11 protein-coding genes are annotated in these 20,894 nt (G+C 41.9%); 4 read left to right on the top strand and 7 right to left on the bottom strand.

Annotated features, from left to right (window positions below; translation table 11 throughout):
- Window positions 1–89: 89 nt before the first annotated feature.
- The 5 genes from HWQ43_RS19590 to HWQ43_RS19610 all read right to left on the bottom strand — a co-directional run bounded on the left by HWQ43_RS19590 (window position 90) and on the right by HWQ43_RS19610 (window position 12,029).
- Window positions 90–2,957 carry an isopeptide-forming domain-containing fimbrial protein gene (locus HWQ43_RS19590; RefSeq protein WP_292737128.1) on the bottom strand — a complete coding sequence of 956 codons (2,868 nt, stop codon included), beginning with the start codon at window positions 2,955–2,957 and terminating at the stop codon, window positions 90–92.
- A gap of 202 nt (window positions 2,958–3,159) precedes the next feature.
- Window positions 3,160–7,041, bottom strand: coding sequence for a TonB-dependent receptor (locus tag HWQ43_RS19595; RefSeq protein ID WP_292737130.1), 3,882 nt, complete (start codon window positions 7,039–7,041; stop codon window positions 3,160–3,162).
- Window positions 7,038–8,588, bottom strand: coding sequence for a hypothetical protein (locus tag HWQ43_RS19600; RefSeq protein WP_292737133.1), 1,551 nt, complete (start codon window positions 8,586–8,588; stop codon window positions 7,038–7,040). Before HWQ43_RS19600 ends, HWQ43_RS19595 begins: the two co-directional genes overlap by 4 nt.
- A gap of 155 nt (window positions 8,589–8,743) precedes the next feature.
- Window positions 8,744–9,307 carry a hypothetical protein gene (locus HWQ43_RS19605; RefSeq protein WP_292737135.1) on the bottom strand — a complete coding sequence of 188 codons (564 nt, stop codon included), beginning with the start codon at window positions 9,305–9,307 and terminating at the stop codon, window positions 8,744–8,746.
- 181 nt (window positions 9,308–9,488) lie between these two features.
- Complete coding sequence (locus tag HWQ43_RS19610) at window positions 9,489–12,029, bottom strand: hypothetical protein (protein ID WP_292737137.1); 2,541 nt, start codon at window positions 12,027–12,029, stop codon at window positions 9,489–9,491.
- 817 nt (window positions 12,030–12,846) lie between these two features.
- On the opposite strand from HWQ43_RS19610, the gene thrC reads away from it, so the two are divergent.
- The 3 genes from thrC to HWQ43_RS19625 all read left to right on the top strand — a co-directional run bounded on the left by thrC (window position 12,847) and on the right by HWQ43_RS19625 (window position 15,532).
- A complete protein-coding gene (thrC, locus tag HWQ43_RS19615) occupies window positions 12,847–14,157 on the top strand; it encodes a threonine synthase (RefSeq protein ID WP_292737139.1) in 1,311 nt (436 codons plus the stop codon).
- 90 nt (window positions 14,158–14,247) lie between these two features.
- Window positions 14,248–14,523 carry a ubiquitin-like small modifier protein 1 gene (locus tag HWQ43_RS19620; RefSeq protein WP_292737141.1) on the top strand — a complete coding sequence of 92 codons (276 nt, stop codon included), beginning with the start codon at window positions 14,248–14,250 and terminating at the stop codon, window positions 14,521–14,523.
- Between the two features lie 859 nt (window positions 14,524–15,382).
- Window positions 15,383–15,532 carry a hypothetical protein gene (locus HWQ43_RS19625; RefSeq protein WP_292737143.1) on the top strand — a complete coding sequence of 50 codons (150 nt, stop codon included), beginning with the start codon at window positions 15,383–15,385 and terminating at the stop codon, window positions 15,530–15,532.
- A 104-nt stretch (window positions 15,533–15,636) separates the two neighbouring features.
- Here the strand turns inward: HWQ43_RS19625 and HWQ43_RS19630 are convergent, their stop codons facing one another.
- Window positions 15,637–17,304: an iron uptake porin gene (locus HWQ43_RS19630; protein WP_292737241.1), complete on the bottom strand. Its 1,668-nt coding sequence runs from the start codon at window positions 17,302–17,304 to the stop codon at window positions 15,637–15,639.
- Between the two features lie 257 nt (window positions 17,305–17,561).
- On the opposite strand from HWQ43_RS19630, the gene HWQ43_RS19635 reads away from it, so the two are divergent.
- Window positions 17,562–19,922, top strand: coding sequence for a hypothetical protein (locus HWQ43_RS19635; RefSeq protein ID WP_292737145.1), 2,361 nt, complete (start codon window positions 17,562–17,564; stop codon window positions 19,920–19,922).
- A 100-nt stretch (window positions 19,923–20,022) separates the two neighbouring features.
- Here the strand turns inward: HWQ43_RS19635 and HWQ43_RS19640 are convergent, their stop codons facing one another.
- Window positions 20,023–20,217, bottom strand: a complete 195-nt coding sequence (locus HWQ43_RS19640; protein WP_194041136.1) for a hypothetical protein — start codon at window positions 20,215–20,217, stop codon at window positions 20,023–20,025.
- Window positions 20,218–20,894 lie beyond the last annotated feature (677 nt).

The following is a 20,894-nucleotide window of genomic DNA, read 5'->3' on the forward strand; positions in this document are numbered from 1 at the left end:
GATATTTTTACAAAACTGCGATCGCTTTGTTAACGAATAGCCGGAACTCTCCTAATGGCCTTAATTCCACTAGTTAGCCGTGGTTAAAGCTATTTCACCTTAGCGCGGAAGCGGACAAAACCATAAGAATTAGCTGGTGTGCCAGATCCAGTCGCTGCGGGTAGATTGGGAAAACTGGGGACTGTAATATTGACCACTACTGCTCCATTGGTGTTATTACCGCAGTATGATGGTGTGCCTGAGTCATTAGCTGTATAAAAATGCCCGCGATCGCTATCTCTAACATTCGTCAGATAAAGCGTAGGTGTAGTAGAACCAATAGCTAGAGCAATTCCTTTATCTGCTCCTGGTAAACCACCATCATTAGGAGTCATACCATTAAAAGCAGTAGGAATCAAACTAACATTAGTCGGAACTAAGTCACAGAATTTCACATTAGTTGCATTACCAAGACCATTGGAAAGGAAATATATAGTGTATTCCAATTCATCTCCCGGTTTGACAGTCCCAGCATTAATTAATCCTCGCAAGTAGCCAACAGGCCATTTAGGATCGCTATCATCAGTAGCATAAGGTTCTGGTACATAGTTAATGGCATTAGTAGCAACGTCACTGCGACCATCCACAATATCAGTTAAATCTTGGTTATTGAGGCGGGTAATGCGTTTAATTAACAGCAATTTAGGGTTAGAGTTAATAACATTTAATACTGTAAACAAAGTAGGGTCATCATCTGCTGTACTGACAGGATTATTGCCAGTATCTACACCATTATCAGTAATTTGCAAGAATGAATTACCGAGAGTAGGTGGATTATTAGTAGCACCAGCAGAGTCTGCATCTGTGAACACTGTACCAACAGTTCCTGTAGGATTATCAGGTGTGTTAAAAGTAGCATTTGCTTGGTTACTAATTGAATTACCGCCATTGGCATTATTAATTGTGGCAGTAATTTTAATGGTAATCGTATCACCTACACGGAGAATTCCAGAATTTGTCACAGCAACAACACCAGCGCCGTTGTAACTGGGATTGAGTGTGATGTTATTCCCTAAAGTTTCAGCAGTAATTGCTGCACTCACAAAGGTTAACTGTGAGGGTAATGAGTCGTTAATGGCAAAGTTAATTGCATTGCTATTACCTGGATTCAGGTTAGAGTAAGTGATGGTATATTCGATGCGATCGCCTATAGTCACTGTTCCACTACTATCATTGTCTGCGAGGAAGCGAACAGATTTGGTTCCTATAACATTTGCTTGAGTGTTAGTAGTAATTACCAAGGGAGTGGTGATTGCTTGACTTGGGAAATATGTCCAAGTATCTATTCCCTTAAAGTCACCATAATTACTATTAAATTCATGCTCTCCTAACGCACTATTGATCCCTCTAGCAGCATTACGTGGGCTAGTAGCTCCCGTACCATCTAAGTTTATCGCCGTGCCGTTAGCAGTAGTATAATTGTTGTCGTTGTAATAAATGGTAGTCGATCCAATCTGCTGTCCATTTTGATCTACAAGATTAGGAAAAGCAGCAGGAGAGTTTTCCATTGTGATTTTAAACCCCAGCGGATTATTTTCAGCATCCAACATGGGAAAGTGATATTCTCCCGAACGTGTTATGATTATGGCATTGTATGGTGCATTTCCTGATAGAGGTTGGAGATTTACCCCACTTGCATCCTTTCCATTCCAAAGCACCACATTTGAGCCGACAGACAGCACATTTTGTAGTACTCTATCGCTACTAGGGTCAAAAATGCCATCATTGTTGGTGTCAATAATTATTTGATAGCTACCAGTTGAGATAGCGCTGAAGCTAAAATTGCCTCCCACACCCACAGAAGTTTGGTTCCCACTACCTCCATTACCCCCAGTGAATTTGAACGAAGTTGGTACTGTGGGAATCGTCGCTGCAATAGGAATACTCAAAGCATTGAGGGTTGCGGTGTCGGGTCGATTGAAGAAAACTAAGTGGGTAATATCTGTTGAGGTATCAGCAACACTTGGGTCTTGGACTCCCACATTGCCGCTAAAGATCAAATTATTATTAGTAGCGCCACCAGCAGAATGGTAGACAGTGCTGTTATTTGTTTTATCAAGATATCCCCGGTTATTAGCAAAAAAGATGAAGCCAAAGGGATCGACTCCATTCATGTCAGTTTCGTAACGATACCCATCTTTGGTTTGAATATAAAGCTTAGAATTTAGTGCTACGGGAGTACCACCACTGGCATTTGCCCCCATATTCATAGCAATATAGTTAGTAAATACTCGCCCTTTTTTGGCAACACCGTTACTATCTCGAACTGTGATATCCCAAGCAGCTACTCCTGAAAATTGAGTATTACCTGTAGGAAATGCCGCCGTTGCAGCTGTTGGCGGCGGATTGCTTGCACCAGCTGTATTCGGAGAACGAAATTCAACTTCGTAAATACCTGTTTCTGTAGCAACGAAACTACAAGGGGAATAGCCACCAGTATTAGGTAAAGGGCCGGCCGTTTCTTTAGCAACGGTATTAATAAAACCAAAACCAGTCGCTAGAACATCACAAGAGCCATTTTGAGTACCAAAGGGACTGCGATAAACGATATCTTGTGGGTCTGAGAAACTAGTAGGCACACTAGAGCCAAGATTAACTGTTTCTCCCACTTCCACATAAACTTTGAGTGTGGTCTTCCGAACAATACCTGCCAGTAGTAAATCTGACCATTCCAGATAAGGTCTGTATCCGCCATCAGAAACTAACTCTTTGCTACCTTCAGCCCAGCTAGGTTGGATACTATTCCCTAAAATACATAAAAAAAAGCCCAAGCTACTGAGCCATAGTTTTTGGTGGCTACTTGTTAATGGCTTTTTGATAGTTTTTTTTACTAGGTTGTCCACAATCAGAGAAAATTTATCATTTTCATCAATATTTACTGTGGCGATCGCTCTTAATTTCTTAAATAAAGATTTCATTATTTAGTTCCAATAAAAATACATAATATGTGAGTAATGATATTGAGTTTATAAATATACAAATACCAGAACGAAAATTGAAACGTTTTTGCACTAGATTCAAAGCGAATAATAAAATCGTTACGACAATAGTATTCCCATGAGGAAAGGTTAAATTCGTATATAGAGGTTGCAATGAACATCTCTACATCAAATAACCCTTTTATATTTCACGCTTTTGCATCCCCCTCATTGCAGCCTTGAGTTTACCCACCAAAGTTTTCATCGCCGATTCCTGTGGCTGGCGCGCTATAGGTTTTTGTTGTCCAAAGCCGTCAAACAATTCGTTGAGCTTAACCGTAAAGCCTAAATACGCACCTCCCGCAGAACGTGTTCCTGAGAAATCTCGGTCATCAACTTTCCCAAAGACGTATCCAGCTGAGACGCGCAGGTTAGGCGTGAGGTAGTAGCCTGTTTCAAGAACAAAGCCTGTCTCACTGTAGCTAGACTGACTAATTACACGAGCCTCACCCACCAAATCCCAGCTATATCCCAAACGATAGGTAGCGCGTACTTGGGCCAGATTTACTGTGCTAGTACCGGCTAAATCGTTAGCTATGTAAGAGGTACTGTTACGCAACGCATACTTCCCGTAGAATTCCCATTGCCAATTAGGAGCATAAATCGCTTCTAAAGCAAAGGTATGGTCTTGGGAACCCGTACCACTTCCTAACAGGATGGTGTCAGGGATGGTTGATGGATTTTGGCGATATTCATAACGCAATAAAGCATTAAATTTATCGCTATTGGGATCGCGGTAGGCTAAACCCAGTTTTAAGTTAGCAGTATCTCCCAATCCTGAAAGCTTTTGATTAGAAGAACCGGCTTGTTGATAACGTACCAAAGCGGTGAGAGCCGGAGAAATTTTACCCGCAGCACCTGCGGTAATTACTGTATTGTTACCACCAGAAGAGGAACGATGTTCATAACGGACGCTGGCTTGAAATTGCGGATTATCACTGTATTCCAGCCCTACACTGTAGCTATCGCCACCATCAAATCCGATCGCAGATGCTGCTTGACCAAAGGCGTATGGTTGGGCATATTGTTGACCCGCCAAAGTACGTCCAAAGAAGTTGCCAAATACGTGTTCGTAAGCAACGTTTAGCCGTAATCCCGAAGCAATAGTCCAGCGGTTATTTATGCCAATTGCACCTTGAGTAGTCATTTCGTTAGCACCACCCAAAATTGAGTAACGACCAGTCAAGGTAGTATCCGAACCGAGTTTGTGTTCGCCGTTGACACTCAAGCTGGTGATGGAATTACCCGAATATTGACCGCTACTGTAATACTGTTGGGCTAAACTAACATTGACACCAGGAATTACCGCCCAATTTAACCCCAAAATGGTACGGTCTGGATAAACAGTATCTTTTTGGGAAGATAAACTGAGTTCATTTTGCGCCTGGAAGGTCAGGTTTTTAGCTAGAGGAACTGAAAAACGCGATCGCAGTTGATCGGAATTACTACTCAAGCTACTGTCGGGGATGCGGTCTTCCAAACGACGATGAATCCAATCCAGATCGATAGTGGCGCTACCCAGACGTTGTTGAATCCCAGCAGAAATCGTCGTCAGGGAATTATTAACCTTGCTACCAGGTATCGCCTCATAACGCGGTGCAAAAAGTTCTTCAAAAGTGTCTAGGGGTTGGGGAGCAATCCCAAAATTGTCTTCGTGGTCGTATTGCGCTCTGACGTTGGTAGTTGAGGTGAGTTTAGCTGTAACCTGCGCTCCATAACGGGTTTGTCCTGGGACAAAGCTGATAGTGGCATTATTGGCAAAACCCGTATCAGCAAATCGATAATAGGCACGACCTTGAATCCCATTAGCAATCTTTCCTTCAGCTTCTAAACGGTAGGCATCACCTCTAACTTTTCCCACAACATCAGAATCATTAGTGGAATGGGCATATTCTGCGATTAACTTACCGTTGTCACCCAAAGCAATCAGCGCATCTGCACCGTAAAGTTGAAAGTCGCGTACCCCATGATTTTCTTGAACGTAAGTTGCTCCTATCCAACTTTCGGAGTTAAGTTTGCGGGAAAGATTATATTGCAAACGACCAGCATAGATGCTCCCGTCAGAGTCTTCGCTGTCATATTGATAGCTAACAACAATCCGACGTACCAACACTTGTCCGGTTTGATCGATATCGGTACGAAGAATCGGTTCGCGGAATAATAAAGTACCGCGATCGTAGTCGATTTCGTAGTCTGGGCCTCGGTTAAGTTGTTTGCGTTCTAATACAGTTCCAGGACGATTGAGTTCTTCTAACTCGATAAAAACATTTTCACTACCTGCTTGTAATAGTCTGCGAGAGAGGAAGTAATAACCACTAGTACCATCGGGAGCAATAGTATCCCGTTGAAACCCCTCTAAGTGGTCGCCATAGAAACCTGTAATTTGTAGATTTCCTAAGTTGTAGTTAGCTTTAAAACCGTGGAGTTGACGGGTGATAGAAGTAAATTGCTGCGATCGCCGCGCAAATTCTTCTGTGTTATAGTCACCCCACATCGCATAATCAGGATCGGAGCCGGGGATACGAGCTGAACGCTCAAAACGCAAAAATACACTATCAATGGAAGGAGCAACTACATCAACTTTTGAGCTATCGCCGTAGACAGGATAATTTTGCTCGCTGAATTGGTAAGTTCTAAACAGGCGATTATCGCAGTTGCAATCTTCATTGAGGCTACGAGAACTGTTGTATGCTCCTGTAAACAACCATTCTCCGATCGCACCAGTGGCAAATATCGCTGAATGGAAATCTAATTGGGTTCCGTTGTTTTTGTCAGGAGGGAGGAAATCACGGAAACTGCCGTAATAATTTGTACCTCTAGCCCCCAATCGTAAATCTATGACTCCAGTAACTAAACTTGGACGTAGTGCCGTTTCAAATTGCAATTGGGTGAAGGCTTCTAAATCATTTGCGATCGCGCGAATTGTGACAGTTTCCGCTTTCAGTTGTGATCGCAACGCCGCTGTAAATTGCCCTGCTTTCGCCTCCACTTGAAATCCCGGTTCATTGGGTTTGAAGTCTTTCCCAACCAATTCCCCAGCAGTGGGTATGAGGGTGACAACAGCATCACGATTCGAGCGATTGCCAGTTGCATCGATGAGTTGACCACGGATTGTCGCCGTAGAACGTCCATCTGCTGGGATACGAGACTCTACTGTTTCTAAAGTTAATTGCTGCGGCGCTCCCCGTACTGCTACTTGCACTGTTACAGAGGGTTCTGTTCCTCCAACAACCTGTGCAGAGATGGTGTTTGTACCTTCTTTTAACGAGACACCATACCATGTCTGCGTTACTAAATTGGTGGTCGCATCAGTTTCCGTCTGTCCCACTAAAGAAGGGTCTACCAACGCGCCATTTACCCGCAATTCCACTTGACTACCAGCGGTAAACTGCACAATCACCGTGCTAGCTTGTACGTCTACAACACTGTCAGCCGTCGGAGTCAGGATTTTTATTGTTGTAGAGATAGGAACAGTAGGAGACACGGGGAGATTTTCATTTACCTCTTGTCCCTTTGTCCCCGCGTCCTCTACTCCTGCAATTTTGCGTAATCCTCTAGGCAAACCTACAGAAGTTGCTGGTTGAAATGGTTGTATTTCTGTTGGAGAAGCATGAAACAGGGTCTCAGTATCTTTGCGTTCGTCGTTCTTATCCTCTATTCCTACTATTTTGCGTGAATCTCTGGGCAAATCAGCAAAAGTTTCTGGTTGAAGCGGTTGTATTTCCGTTTCACTTAGCTGGACATGTGGAATTTCAGGAACCGATGCTGAAGAAGTTGAGGCAAATTCGAGAGGTGGAGAATTCAAACCCTCTCCTATTCTAGGGGAGTGGTTTTCTACATCTGGTGAAAAGTCAGGATCTTCGACACTCTTTTCTGCTTGCGAATGGTAATCAGGGAAAAGGAGGTTTTCACTAGTGATTTCTGCTTTGACAATTTTAGGGTACAAAACAAGGCAGAGAGCTACTGGCATCACCCCCATCAATCTCAGGTTAAATATAGTTACACAGTGCAGTCTGAGTTTCATTTGTTGACTGGCTCCTGAAATGTTGGGGTTACAGCGAAGTTCATGCGTACTAAGCCACCAGGCTCTAAATGCACCAAGCGAGATTGGCTATTTCGTTCGCGGAATTTTTCGTTATGAGCTAGGGTGTAACCCGCTACACTGCTGAGGTCTAGTACACCTGTGTGGTATCCAGGTAAGGCATTAGCTAGAGAGAACAAACCATTAGGATCTGTAGTGATGCGGTTTCCATCCTCTAGAAAAATCACCGCATTTGGTATCCCAGGCTCACCACGCTGTTGTTCACCGTCAAAGTTTTTATCAACAAACACCCGGCCGATAATCGTGCCACAGTCAGAAACGATTCCTGGACGAATTTTCAATTGGTGCGTTGCTGGACCATCCTTAGTACTAAAACGGTTATCAGCTCGTTGAGCATTAACGATCGCAGTGTTACGACCATTACCACGCAATGCATCAGCTGTTAGTTGAGCAGCGTAGGCAATATTCAAGACTTTCGCTGTGGGAATTGTTACGTCTGTGCGGAATGTCACTGTATTACCATTGCGTTCTGAAGCGATCGCGACTGGTTGACCATCCAACTCTCCCTGCACCGATTTCGGCAAAAACTGGAATCCTAAAGGTAGGTTGTCGGTGACAAATATATTACTCAAACCAGCATCAGCAAGATTTTTTACCGACAGGCGGTAGATTACCGTATCTCCAGGTTCAGCAGTAGCGCGATCGCCTGTTTTGATAATCTGTAACTGATTGGCTTGACACAAATTTGTGGTGAATTCAAAGGCTAATAAATCCAGTCCCACCGTTTCTGCATTGGGAACTAAAACAACTGTTTGCTCTAATCTGGTTTCACCTGTAAGACTGATTGGTTGACCATCCAAAGAACTAGCGACATATCGCACAACACCATTGCCTTGTGTTCCATTGCTAGCAAGGATTTCAATCTTGACCCGCCGCTGTTTGTAAATAGAATTTGGTGGTGGATTAACTACAAAAATGTAGGTTCTACCTGGATCGGTTTGACCCTTATTGGGATCGAGTAGGAAATTGTAAACACCCGCAGGGTTATTCGTAACAAAGTAGGGATTACTATTCTCGGTATTTGGAGATTTCCCACCAGGAACGTTGTTATTAGGAATATCTGGTAACTCTGTTCGGGTCAAAGCAACCAAACTGCCCAATTCTGTCCCCGTTGGGTCGCTAGAGTTCGGTTCGTATACCCCAACTGAAAAACCTGTATAGTCAGGTAAAATTGTCCCAGCGCAACCTAAAATCCGCCCTAATGGATCGAGTAATGGGCTAGGGCTAACATTGATTTGCTCAGAACTTCCTTGATATTGATAATTGCTAGCAGAATCTGTATAAGTATAAGTAGCTTGATTTATTAATGGCAAAGACGCAACCAGATTGTTAGTTTGTTGCGCGATCGCTGGCATAGATATAGTAGTATGCAAAAAACTTCCCAGAAGAACAGTAGCTGTTAACCGTCGCCACCAGCTACCGCTAGAAGTAATTTGCTTTTGGTTTTGAGGACGGCTCACTAAACACATCTCCTGTGAAATGTCAAGCTTGTTGTTAATAAAAGCACTTCTTTATTTGTGGAAATCTAGTTAAGCCAAAACCCTTTAAAAATCTCGTTTCCAGATGGAATCTGAAAATATTCTTGATTGCAGCTCTTTTTAGAGTCAGCAAGGCAGCGTGTTAATCAGCGAACTTGGGTTTGATAAGTTGCCTTGACTGTTGTCTTCGCCGCAAGTAACGGAATCTGCAAACGGATATGGGTGTAAGCGGTGGCTGGGGCTGGTTTGGTTTCCACTTTGCCGCCAGGAAGAGTAACTTTAACCGTAGGATTTTCGACAAAGCTACGCCCGCCATCAATGCTATAAACAACTTTGGCATTTTTGGCGACGTTGACAGAATTCAGTACGTAGACCATTCCTTTGGGAATAGGTTGATTAAAAGTCAAATTCTTCACTGGGCGATCGCTCTGATTTTCGCCACTCAAGGTATATCGCAATACATCTCCGGGTCGCACTACAACTTGACCTTTCAAAGGTTCCCATTTCTGGCTTTGCTTACCCTGCCGATCCTGTGCCACCACCTGCTTTTCTGCTTCTAAACGCAATTGAATTTGCCCTTGAGTTTTGATATTCTGAGCAACAGCACTTTCTGAGTGCCATACATTTGCGATTCCCGGAATTTGACCGAGAAATGGAACTGTAGCAATGAGAGCGAATGCTCCTAAACCTGCAAGAGAAACACGCTTCATATAAATAAATAACCTCAAAAAAATTCCAGAATGTGAATTATTGACTTATCTTTCCCAGCTTTTGCTAAGAAAAAATCACTTTTCTATTTGCTTGCTATTTGGGGTTGGGGATAAGGTCAAATGGTTCGCAGACTCTTCTGTAGCAGAGTCTGCAAACTTCAAAGTCCCCAATTCCAAAGAATTAGTTCACTTTGCGTTGGAAGGTAAATGTTCTTTGAATACCTGGTGCGATCGTGTCAGTTACAGTATCCACATACTTAGTAACATCAGCGTTTGTCGTAGTCCCAGTTTGGTCGATGCCAGAGTTAGTAGCTGGATTACCACTGAAGAATTGGATGGTTGCACTCCCGGAATCCTTAGCTGAACCAACAATGTTGCTAGTATCAATTTGACCGTTGGTATCGTTGTCTAGCGCCCAGTTATTGGGGCTTTGCGTACCATCTTCAGTAATCACAACTTTGTTAGCATTCAAAATCACATTACCGGTTCCAGATTGAGGATCGGAAATATTTGTGTATTGAATTTGGTACTCAATAATGTTTCCTGGTGCAGGCTTCTTCGCATTGATACTGAATGTGCCATCATTTCCCTGGACTACAGGCCCAGTTCCTTGTAAAACTCGCGACACTTTCAGCAGTTTCAGGAAGCCAGTATACACGCGATCGATAGTGATGTTAGATGAATCAAAGGTATTATCGTTTCCAGTATCCTTGATTCCATCAGCATTGGTATCTGTCGTGTAGTTGTCAATCGAAGCAGTGATGGGTACTGGGAAGCCTCTATTAATATCAGTAGATAACTGCGTTCCCGGAGGTAAATCAACTTCTACACCATAGTTGATACTTGCACCAGGAGCAACGTTGGGTATTGTAATTGCTGTACCAGCTATTGTAAACACTCCCGTTGCACTATTGTAGGTATAGACAGCAGACTGACTACCGTAGGTAATAGTCACCTTCGTATTATTCGGTAAATCTCCTATAGTTGTTGGTGCAGTTGGCTCTATCTTCAAAACACCTGAGTCAGTACCACTATTCTTAATAGTGTTGGTAAAGCCAACTGATTGTGGGTCAAGTGTACTACCAGGTGCTGTACCAGCAGGAACCAGAGAAGATTTGTTGGTGAAGTCATCGTTAGTCAGACCTGATGGCCCAGTAGCATCTGGGGCATTTTGCGGCCCGTTGAGTAACGCTGAAGCAACAGGTGCTTGCACCGTGAAGACGTTCGCCTCACCGCCTGTACCAGTACCACTGTTGTTATTACCCGTGTCAGTTCCAGTTTCTGGAGTTGCTGGATTGTTAATATAGCCATCATCAACGTTGGCGGGCGGTAGAGTATCGGGAACACCATCACCATTGGTATCTGTACCTGTAGGAGGTGTCATACTGCCTGGGGAACCGTCGTAATTGCTGGGATTTTGGTCGCCGGATTCGTCGTAGACTGGGAAATTGCTAGTAGGCGTTTGACCAAACAATTGAGCGATATTAGCGACAGTTAAAGGTGAAGATGCAGTTGATTCAACAGCTAGCTGAATCGAGAAGCCATTTACAGTTGTACCAGGAGCAATGGAAGTAATAGTAGCTGGATTATTGATAAAACCAACTCGTGTTACACCTGCGAGTGTATCAGCACCTTTTAAGGGAAAAGTTTTCCAATTGGCTGTATTAGCATCAGTTGTAACTAAATCTGTGGTATAAACTGCTTGCCAACCAGGAGGCGGAGTTGGTGCTACTGCCAAATCTGTACCCGCAGGAATCGCATCAGAAACCAAGATATGGGTGCTAGCAACACCATCAACATTGATGCTTGTACCCGTCAAAGCTGCTGGTGTAATTCCCTGTCCTGTGGGATCGTTGGACTCAACTCGTAAACTCAAATCGTAGGTCAACTTGTCATCTGTAATTGCACTGGTGCCAGCATTGTTATAGCCACTGCGAATCTTGAGAATAGTGGCTAAAGCATAGGTCTTAACCGTTAGACCAACCTTAATTTGCTCTGTGGCGCTAGCTTCCCGCGTACCATTAACTGGTGCGCCAGATACTTCACCAGCACTACCATCGGGGTTATCTACGGTGAATATGTCACCACCATCAGGACTCCGCAGTTGGTTTTGAGCATCACCAGGAGTATTACCAAGAGTAACGGTAATGACATCATTAGTTTGAGCGCCAGCTTGTACAGTTACTGGCACACGCACCAACACAGTACCGCTAACTGGAACTGAGGGTGTGTCTACGCCGCCTTGGGGGACGTTTATCCAAGTTTGACCACCGTCAGTGCTATATTGCAGGCTATTAACTATACCACCATTTGGTAATGTGCCAGAAACTGTACCAGGCCCAGTTGTTGTCGCTTGGTTGGGAATGTGGAATTTGGTAGGGTCATTACCTACGTTGGTCAAGGTGTAGGTGTAGATTAGTAAGTCGCCAACTGCAACATTACCGCCATTGTTATCTGTTACACCAGACGCTGTGACGGTGATTCCAGCAACCTCTGCTACGCTAACAACGACAGTGTTAGAAGTGGCATTTATAGTTGTCCCAGGACTGTTGGGATCTTCGTAGGTTGCTGTTGCAGTGTTACTGATAGATGTACCCGCAGTAGTTCCGTCAGCTAATACAGGTGCGAGAAATTGGAAAAGGCTACCTGTTAATAATGCTGTTGCTACTAGAAATTGGTAAAATTTACGCTGCTTATTTACAGATTGATTTCGATTTACCATAGAGCTAGTTTGTTTGCTGAACTTGTATCTTGGATTTTGAGACAGGATAAAGTTCGGTAATTCCTAAAAGGGAATTGCCGATTATGGCTGCCCAAAACGTTGAAGTTTTGGGAATGCATATTTAAGGAGTTAAATTATTGACACTCCTTGGAAATTATATTGAGACAATAACCAGAATGAACTTGTCTAGTTGTTTTACGCTTACCGTTGAGAATCAAAGCTGGCAATCGCAAATATGTGTAATTTATTACTGTATTTGGCTGAATTAGAGATTTAAATAGCAATGTAGCTTTTAAAGCAAAAAAAAACTTCCGTATAAATAAGTAACTTCTCTAGCTGTGAATGACTACATCAAAGCTGAAAAATTAACTTTATTTTGGCAACACACATAACAATTTTAGTGGTTTAATCAGATGCGAAAAACACTAAAACTTATATATAAAGATGTTTATGAGTCTTTGTTGTCAGAAATATATAAGTCATTTAGATCAAAAAAATTGAACGTTAAATAAGCGATCTAGATTGCTTAAATGGGATAGCAATTTCAATAAATGCAAGTTTATCATAAAAAAATGCTATTTAATCATATTTGTTTTCCGTGTTAATGCTGAATAAGGGAAGCTATTTTATTTTTCCATAACATTCAAGATATGCGTGTAAATACTAAAAACAGAGATTACTAGTATTAAAGTTTTACAAGAATCATTCCTCTCAATACTAAACATACCCGACTAAAAATGTCGGGTATGTTTGACTGGTATTTTTGCTCGTGTTAGTATCAGTCCACAAGTGACAGACAAACAGGGAAAGCTAGTTTATGACTCAGGCAATCAAAACCCAGACCCAAACCCAAACCAGCACTGCCTACTTTCAAGCCTTGAAGTGTAAGGAATGTGGTGCGGAATATGAACTCAAAGCCAGTAATGTTTGTGAGTTATGTTTTGGCCCGTTAGAAGTCAAATATGACTACAATGCCCTACGTCTGACTGTCACTCGTGAAACAATTCAAGCTGGGCCGAATTCAATTTGGCGCTACCGTCCCTTTTTGCCTGTCGCAACTGACAATGTTATAGATGTGGGAACTGGTATGACTCCCCTAGTTCGTTCCCACCGTCTTGCTCGTCGCCTTGGTCTAAATAAGCTTTATATAAAAAATGATGCTGTGAATATGCCCACCTTAAGCTTTAAGGATCGGGTGGTGTCAGTCGCTCTATCCAGAGCGCGGGAGTTAGGTTTCACTACTGTTTCTTGCGCTAGCACTGGTAATTTAGCAAATTCTACAGCTGCGATCGCAGCTCATGCCGGTTTAGACTGCTGTGTGTTCATCCCCGCAGATTTAGAAGCCGGTAAAATTATCGGTAGCTTGATCTACAGTCCCACCCTCATGGCCGTCAAAGGCAACTACGATCAAGTCAATCGTCTCTGTTCGGAAGTTGCTAATACACACGGTTGGGGTTTTGTCAACATTAACCTGCGTCCTTATTACTCTGAAGGTTCTAAGACGCTAGGTTTTGAAGTTGCGGAACAACTAGGCTGGGAACTACCGGATCATGTTGTTGCTCCCTTGGCTTCTGGTTCGCTCTTTACAAAAATTTATAAAGGGTTCCAAGAATTTATCGAAGTTGGTTTGGTAGAAAACAAGAGCGTCCGTTTCAGCGGCGCTCAAGCTGAAGGTTGTTCGCCTATCGCCCAAGCCTTTAAAGAAGGACGCGACTTTATTAAGCCAGTAAAACCGAATACAATAGCGAAATCGCTAGCGATCGGCAATCCAGCAGACGGTATTTATGCTGTGGAGCTAGCTCAGAAGACTGGTGGTAACATTGAATCAGTCAATGATGCCGAAATTATTGATGGCATCAAGTTGCTGGCAGAAACAGAAGGCATCTTCACAGAAACGGCTGGTGGTACAACCGTGGCCGTGCTGAAAAAACTGGTAGAAGCTGGCAAAATTGATCCAGATGAAACTACCGTGATTTACATCACAGGCAATGGTTTGAAAACCCAAGAAGCCATCCAAGGCTACGTTGGTGAACCCTTGACTATTGATGCTAAACTGGATAGTTTTGAACGCGCCTTGGAGCGATCGCGTACTCTTGATCGCTTGGAATGGCAACAAGTTCTCGTTTAGTTAGGAGTTAGGAGTTATGAGTTTTTTATATTCATAACTCTTTACTCTGAACTTTATTTTTTAACTCTCCACTCTTCACTTTTTACTTCTATGGCTGTAAAAGTTTTAGTTCCTACGACTCTTCAAAGTTTTACTAATAATCAAGCTACTTTAGAATCCAGTGGTAGCACTATTGCTGAATTGTTAGATTCCTTAGAACAAAGCTTTCCCGGTATTAAATCTCGATTGTGCGATGAACAAGGTAAGCTACGTCGGTTTGTAAATTTTTACGTCGATAGTGAAGATATCCGCTATTTAGATGGTATAAACACAGCCTTGAAAGATGGCGATGAAGTCAGTATTGTTCCTGCTGTTGCTGGTGGTTAATCTTAAAAACATCTACCTAGATTTAGCAAATGAACGTATGTAGGCTTGCCACAAATGGCAGGCTTATTTTTATTGGTTTCAAATTCAGTATATCGAAAACTTTTGTAAATGATTTTAACAGCAACTAGAAAAGAATTCCTGGGAATTTTTAGCTTTTGACTGACTTACTCTAAAACTCAAAATAGGAGGAGACTGTAGAGAGATCGTTTAAATTCACATTAGATTCTCAACAATCCTCCAGCGTAGTAGTTCACGACCACTGGAATTCCTATTATCAACTCGAAGGGGTCAATCACGCCTTGTATAACACTCCAAGGCTTCGAGAACTCAAAGCCTTGGAGGAAATTGAGCAAGAATCTTGGCTAAGTCAATGAAAAAGTTTTTGCTCTTTAGCTTGCAGTTATAAACATAAAATCATCGAAATGCTGGTATTGATAGTTCATTGGTAAGTATTTGGCAATTTGGCAGTTTTTTATTATCATATTTTGATATGTTGAAGAAATTGCCAAGATGTTTTTACTTTTTATACAAAGGATGGGCTAAAGCCCATCTTTTTTATTGCTAATTAATTGGCACTTTAGTGTTAGATTACAATTGATTTTATATATAGCGATCATAAATCATTTGTCAGAAAAAATTCTGAAAATCCGATAAATACGTAATTTAAATTCCTGTCTTTTCTCACGTTTAAATCCAGATTGCTATCTGAGTCTCAATCCGGTTCGGGTAAGTTTTTTTGATAAAAGTTTAGACTGCAAAGATGCGATAAATAGAACAATATTGATATGAATCCTATATACTAGATTGGGAAAATATCAGGTTTTAGGGTATTTGCACACATCCTATAGGAGGATGCCCGATGAATATAATAATTAGTAAATTAATTTGGGATGTTGTTATGCACTGGATTTATATAGGTTTGGTAGTGAGCCAAACCTTTTTTATATCTATTCAAAATATGGCATTGGGCATTAAAGGAGATATGTTGATTATTATACCAACTTTCTAAAGTTTCCCAATAAATCAATCTCCGCTTCTCCCAAAGTTCTGAGTGCTGGCTTGCAACGCATCCTGTGGGAAGTTGCAGAATCTTCTTATGATGTGAAACTAAAATTAAAAACTAAAAGTACTACGCAGAATGCCGATAGTAACTGAGTCACTATCTGGTGTGTTACCAGGCTGGATAAGATGAATTATCCCTGGTGTAATACTAATATTATCTGTTAGCTGAAAACGATAAAATGCCTCAATTTGAGTGGTCGTACCTGGTTGTCCACCTGCACGTCCTAAACCTGTATTGATAAAATCAGGGACATTATTTCCTACAGGTAAGTCGCTACTAGTAATTTTAGGAGGTTGACCGACATAAATTCCTCCTAAATTTCCTTTAGCAAATAAATCAGGGAAATTCAGAAACACCATATAATTTGTCGTTTCTACACTTCCCGATTGCCCAGGAATATAAGATTTAGTATAACCACCCCACGCACCTGCACTAATGCGGGGAGAAATTTGCCAAGTGAGAGTCGCACCCACGGCGTTGGTTTGTAGCGGTGCTGATTTTCCAGTAGTAGTATTAACTGTAGTTAAGCATTCATCACCAACAAAGGTTAGCAAACAACCATCTGAAGCGTAATTGTTAACGTAATACAAACTTAAATCTAGAGTATCGGTTGGTGTCAGCAGTAATTGCACGCCTGTAATGGTAGTTCCATCAAATAAACCGCTACCTTTACCGGGATTTCCTGGTTGATAACTACTATAAATTGCTTGTAAACTAGCGCGTTTAGCAAATTGCCAATCAATAGCTATACCACCGTGACCATATCCCATATTTAAAATTGGGTTTCTTTGGGCAAAATAAGATAATGGCCCTGTTGCAGCACTTTCTACCCGATTGGGGCCTCGGAAAGCAGCTGGCATACTTACGCCTTCTGTTCCTACCATTACTGCTAATTTATTTGTCACCAGCCAATGAAAATTTAGGTCACTTACAATCAAGCTATCTGTAGGAAATTCGTAGCCAAGAAAAACATCATTCCGAGAAACACTATTGGTAAATCTAGGCGAAGTTTTTCCTTTACCATCTAAAAGACCTGTAAACAAGTAACTACCGGGAGTGATTTGACTAGTTAAATACAACTGCGCCAGGGAAATAACATTAATATTTGTCCCTGCATCATCTGTATCCTTTTGTCCATCTCTAGGATTAACATCACCACGATTGTTAGTTCGTCCTTGAATGCCAACTATCAGTAGTCCACTGAGTTTAGTTGTTGTTGAGAATTGGTTGGCTTCAATTTCAGCAGTTTTGGCTTCTAAATTATCGACACGACCCCGCAAAGTTGCTAATTCAGGAGCAAATTCTGACTGTAATTTTTGTAAGATTGCTAAATCTTCACGAGTGACTAAATCGCTGGTGGCTGTAGTGATTAATTCGTTGACTCTATCTAAACAAGCATTCACACCCGCAGCAAATTCATACCGAGTTAAGGCACGATTACCGCGATAGTTGTTATCTGGATAGCCAGCTATACAACCATAACGTTCTACCAAAGATTGCAAGGCTTGGAATGCCCAATCGTTGGGTTGTACATCCTTGAGTTGAGATACCGATGTAACTTGGGACATCGGTTCTTCTGGGGAGAGGGAGGAGGATAGGGGAATAATGTTATCGCCCTTAACTTCTATTTCCTGGGTAGTTTCTGGATTGATGTACTCTTGTGATAATGCTTTTTGTGCAACTCCATTTACTCCCGCAATTAGTAACCATGCCAGCATCCAGGTTCTGCGATGACTGGGGCTAATAAGTCTACCTTTCAATTTTTTACACTCTTGCTCACATACTTAAGTGAAGAGTGTATTCGCGATCATCGAGCGTTCACATGGGGACATTTACGGATTTTGCCCCAAACTAGACTTAATGCTTCTGGGCAACTTTTGAAAGGGCGAGTATAACAGGGTATTGGGGAGTGGGGACTGGGGACTAGGAAAGAGTTTTCTCAATCCCTAATCTTCAATTCTCTAACCCCGAATTTATGGCAAATCGTTCACGCAAGCTGACGCCAAAAGCCTCTAAACCAAATCAACCTCGTGCTGGTGCGATGAAACGCGTCGCTAAAAAACCCCAGAAAAAGCTAAAACGAGGAAGTTGGTTGTCGTCAATACTAGCGATCGCAATTCTCTTAAGTAGTGCTAGTCTATTTATGGCTTTTGCCTGGATTAGTGTTCTCTTCATCTTCAATCCAGACGAGGTAAGCTGGCTAAATAAAATTTTACCTGCATGGGCACAAATCCCCCTTGGTAAACACGAACGCCCCCAAACTCTCAAACAAATTCAACTCGATTTAAGTAAAAAAAGCCAAATATTTGGGGAAACTCTGCCTTTATATCAGGATGTGAAAAGCTCATTTTTATTACCAGTTTTTCAACAACGTGCTAATTGCCAATTTGATTGTGAAGAACTTGTGGAACTTAGGGTTTACGAGCGCTCAGTTGAGTTAGAGTTTAAATCTCAGTCAGAAAATTATTACTATCTAGCAACTCAATTACCTGTAACTGGCCCAGATGAATCCTTTTTGATTTCTTCTTTGCTTGATGAAACTTCAGAACCCCAGGATATCAGTATTCCCCTACCTTTAACTGAAGTGCAACGCTTTGAAGGTAAGACACCATCATCAGGAGTTTGGTTTGATTTGCGCGGTAAACGCCAACAAGGAACTGGTACTATCCGCTACGGTTACGTCGTATACTACAATCCAGAACGCACGAATTTACTACAAATGTTGTCTTGGATTAGTCCTAATGGACAATTGCCCAAATGGCAGCAGGTAACTGGTGATGGTACAAAAGAGTTAGTTGTCGATCAAACAGTAGGTTTAGAACCGCACTTACAGGTTTACCAAGTCAAGCCTTTGAAGCTGTTCCTCAAACCAATTCAATTGGAGGCGATTACCCTCAAATCATCAACTTTCAAGGATTCTGGATACCAGAACGCCCTGTCAATTGCCCGTAGTGGATTGTGGACACCAGCTTTTGAATGGTTGAAATTCATCAAGAAACAGCGCAAAGGAGTTTTACCAGAAGCTGCGCAAGCGCAAATGGATGTGATTCGCTTGCATTCTCAACTTACTAAAACCCAAGCCCAGAAAATTTGGGCAAGTCCTAGTCAAGAAGTGCTGGCAGATTTGATTGATGGTCACTGGGAGAAAGCTTTACAGGTGTTTGAAGCGTCGCCACATAATGCCCAAGAAATTGCTACTCTACTTAAAGCTGATAAAAAACGGTTGTGGAATCGCACAGCGGCGGCGTTGCAGCTGAACCCAAATAGACGAGAGGTGCAAGCTTGGTTCGCGTTGATTTTAGCAGTTCAGCGGGGAGAAAGACATACTAATTCTTGGTTAAAGGCGCAACCAAAAATTACAAAAGAAAATCTTGCCTATATTCAAGGTTTGTTGGCAAGACTCAATGGTGAGGGTACAAAGTCGCAAATATCCTCTACTCACCCTAGTCAGATTGTTGGTACGGTGCAACCAATTACTCAAGTTACTAATACCGAATGGCTGCAACCAAATCCCCCGGCAGATTTGAAACTTACGGATAACCAAGTTTGGTATCAGGTGGAGGTGAGTGCATTTAATGACGGGAAACGCTGGCTAAATTTCCCCTTTGAGAATTTCAACCCACCGAAAACTGACGCCGCCAAATTTTTCTGGAAAACTTTGGGAATCACTTCTGACCCGGAAATCCAGATTGTAGTCTGGTTGCCAAATGGAGAACAAAAAATTAATATAGCCGCTATCAAAGCGGTGCAACTACAAGGTAAAGTTTTGCGCCTATTAGCTGCTGGCCCAAAAATTCCAGATAATCAAAACGATGTTCTCCAACCCAAACCTTTAGCTTTGACAAATGCAGCACTGGAATGGGTGCAACCATCTCCTATTACTCTACGAGAGCTGCATCAACAAAATCCCCAAGGGGTGAAGGTAATGCTATCGAGTCTGTGGCAATCTTTACAAAAATCTGGTGAAGTTCCATCTGGTGCTATTCCTAGCTTTGAACAGATGCAAGAAAAATTGGGTGATTGGCCCGTTCAAGTGATTGATTTAACAAATAACGCTCAATCAGAAATAATCCTGACTATCTCACCAGAAGCAATAGCATCCTTGAATCAACCGACACCTGAAATTCAGGGAGAAAAATCAGAGCAACGCCGTGACCGGACTATAATTTTGTCTGATGTAAATAAGGTCATTTACACTGATTTTACAGGAAATTACTTACAAAGACTCTCGGCGATCGCCAAGCTTTCAGGGGTGCAATCCTTAGCTTTACTGGTAGAAAATGCTCATAACTACAGTTTGAGGCGCTGGTCAGAGAAAAATCAGCGCTTTGAATAACGCACCCCTGACTCAAATTTCCCCTTTACTCAAATTTAGATTAGAGAGGGGAAAAGCGTAGGCGTAGCCCGTCGTAGACATCGCTATCTGCAAGACTGACTTATTCTTCTTTTTGGTTGGTTTCGGCTAGACGTTGGTGCTTCAGATTTTCCAATTGCTGCAACAGAGAGTCTACCTCTGCTTGTAAATGCATCAATTTAGCTTGCTGGTCGTCTTGATAATAAGACTTGGTTAACTTACTGACCCAGGCAGTCTGGGACTCGCGATCGGAAACACTAGATAAATAAGTAGGCATCGCTAATTAAATCCACTATTTAACTCACACCATTAGAAATATTATAATAATGCTCTTTTAAGCTTTATTAAATTATTGTATATTTTCAATCAATTACTCTAATGGATTTTGGGTTCAATCATAAAAGACGGTGATTAGAATGGCTGTGTTCCATTAAAAAAAACACTGACCCAAGTGTGTAAAGCTTCCTTGCACTAGACGCTACTTAGGAATAGCTAATTTATAGCTTATCAATTATGGTTGTACAAATGATTATCGCCGTTTTTAGGGAATTTACGCAAGAAATTATATGTAGACTATATCAAGAATTACGCTAAATTATGAAAAAATGTAGGGTGAAGCACTTACACTTGGTGCAGTCTCTCGTAGAAAGGGAGGTAGAAGACTATCATCAAAAAGGGACAGCCTCTTAAGTATTTTCCTATCTTTACTGAAGCGAATAGGGGTGGGAAAATACACTGATACAGTTGACTAAACGAAGGCACTCAAAGCAGCTTTAACCACGGATAAATCAGCATTTCAGAGAGTTATGAGGTAAGTCTGTGAATAGGGAATAGAAAAAAAGGATAGATACGTACTGAGTCTTGTTCAAAAGTCAAATAAGAGTTCTATAGATTTACATATGACTTTTCACCTCGTCAGTATCCTCTAAGCTAATTTGTTGAAGCGAAGGTCGC

Source organism: Nostoc sp. JL31 (genome assembly GCF_017114965.1).
GTDB classification, from domain to species: domain Bacteria; phylum Cyanobacteriota; class Cyanobacteriia; order Cyanobacteriales; family Nostocaceae; genus Nostoc; species Nostoc punctiforme_A.

Excerpts from the sequence above, each read along its gene's own strand:
- HWQ43_RS19590 (WP_292737128.1), bottom strand. The coding sequence starts at position 2,957 with ATGAAATCTTTATTTAAGAAATTAAGAGCGATCGCCACAGTAAATATT.
- HWQ43_RS19595 (WP_292737130.1), bottom strand. The coding sequence starts at position 7,041 with ATGAAACTCAGACTGCACTGTGTAACTATATTTAACCTGAGATTGATG.
- HWQ43_RS19600 (WP_292737133.1), bottom strand. The coding sequence starts at position 8,588 with ATGTGTTTAGTGAGCCGTCCTCAAAACCAAAAGCAAATTACTTCTAGC.
- HWQ43_RS19605 (WP_292737135.1), bottom strand. The coding sequence starts at position 9,307 with ATGAAGCGTGTTTCTCTTGCAGGTTTAGGAGCATTCGCTCTCATTGCT.
- HWQ43_RS19610 (WP_292737137.1), bottom strand. The coding sequence starts at position 12,029 with ATGGTAAATCGAAATCAATCTGTAAATAAGCAGCGTAAATTTTACCAA.
- thrC (WP_292737139.1), top strand. The coding sequence starts at position 12,847 with ATGACTCAGGCAATCAAAACCCAGACCCAAACCCAAACCAGCACTGCC.
- HWQ43_RS19620 (WP_292737141.1), top strand. The coding sequence starts at position 14,248 with ATGGCTGTAAAAGTTTTAGTTCCTACGACTCTTCAAAGTTTTACTAAT.
- HWQ43_RS19625 (WP_292737143.1), top strand. The coding sequence starts at position 15,383 with ATGAATATAATAATTAGTAAATTAATTTGGGATGTTGTTATGCACTGG.
- HWQ43_RS19630 (WP_292737241.1), bottom strand. The coding sequence starts at position 17,304 with ATGCTGGCATGGTTACTAATTGCGGGAGTAAATGGAGTTGCACAAAAA.
- HWQ43_RS19635 (WP_292737145.1), top strand. The coding sequence starts at position 17,562 with ATGGCAAATCGTTCACGCAAGCTGACGCCAAAAGCCTCTAAACCAAAT.
- HWQ43_RS19640 (WP_194041136.1), bottom strand. The coding sequence starts at position 20,217 with ATGCCTACTTATTTATCTAGTGTTTCCGATCGCGAGTCCCAGACTGCC.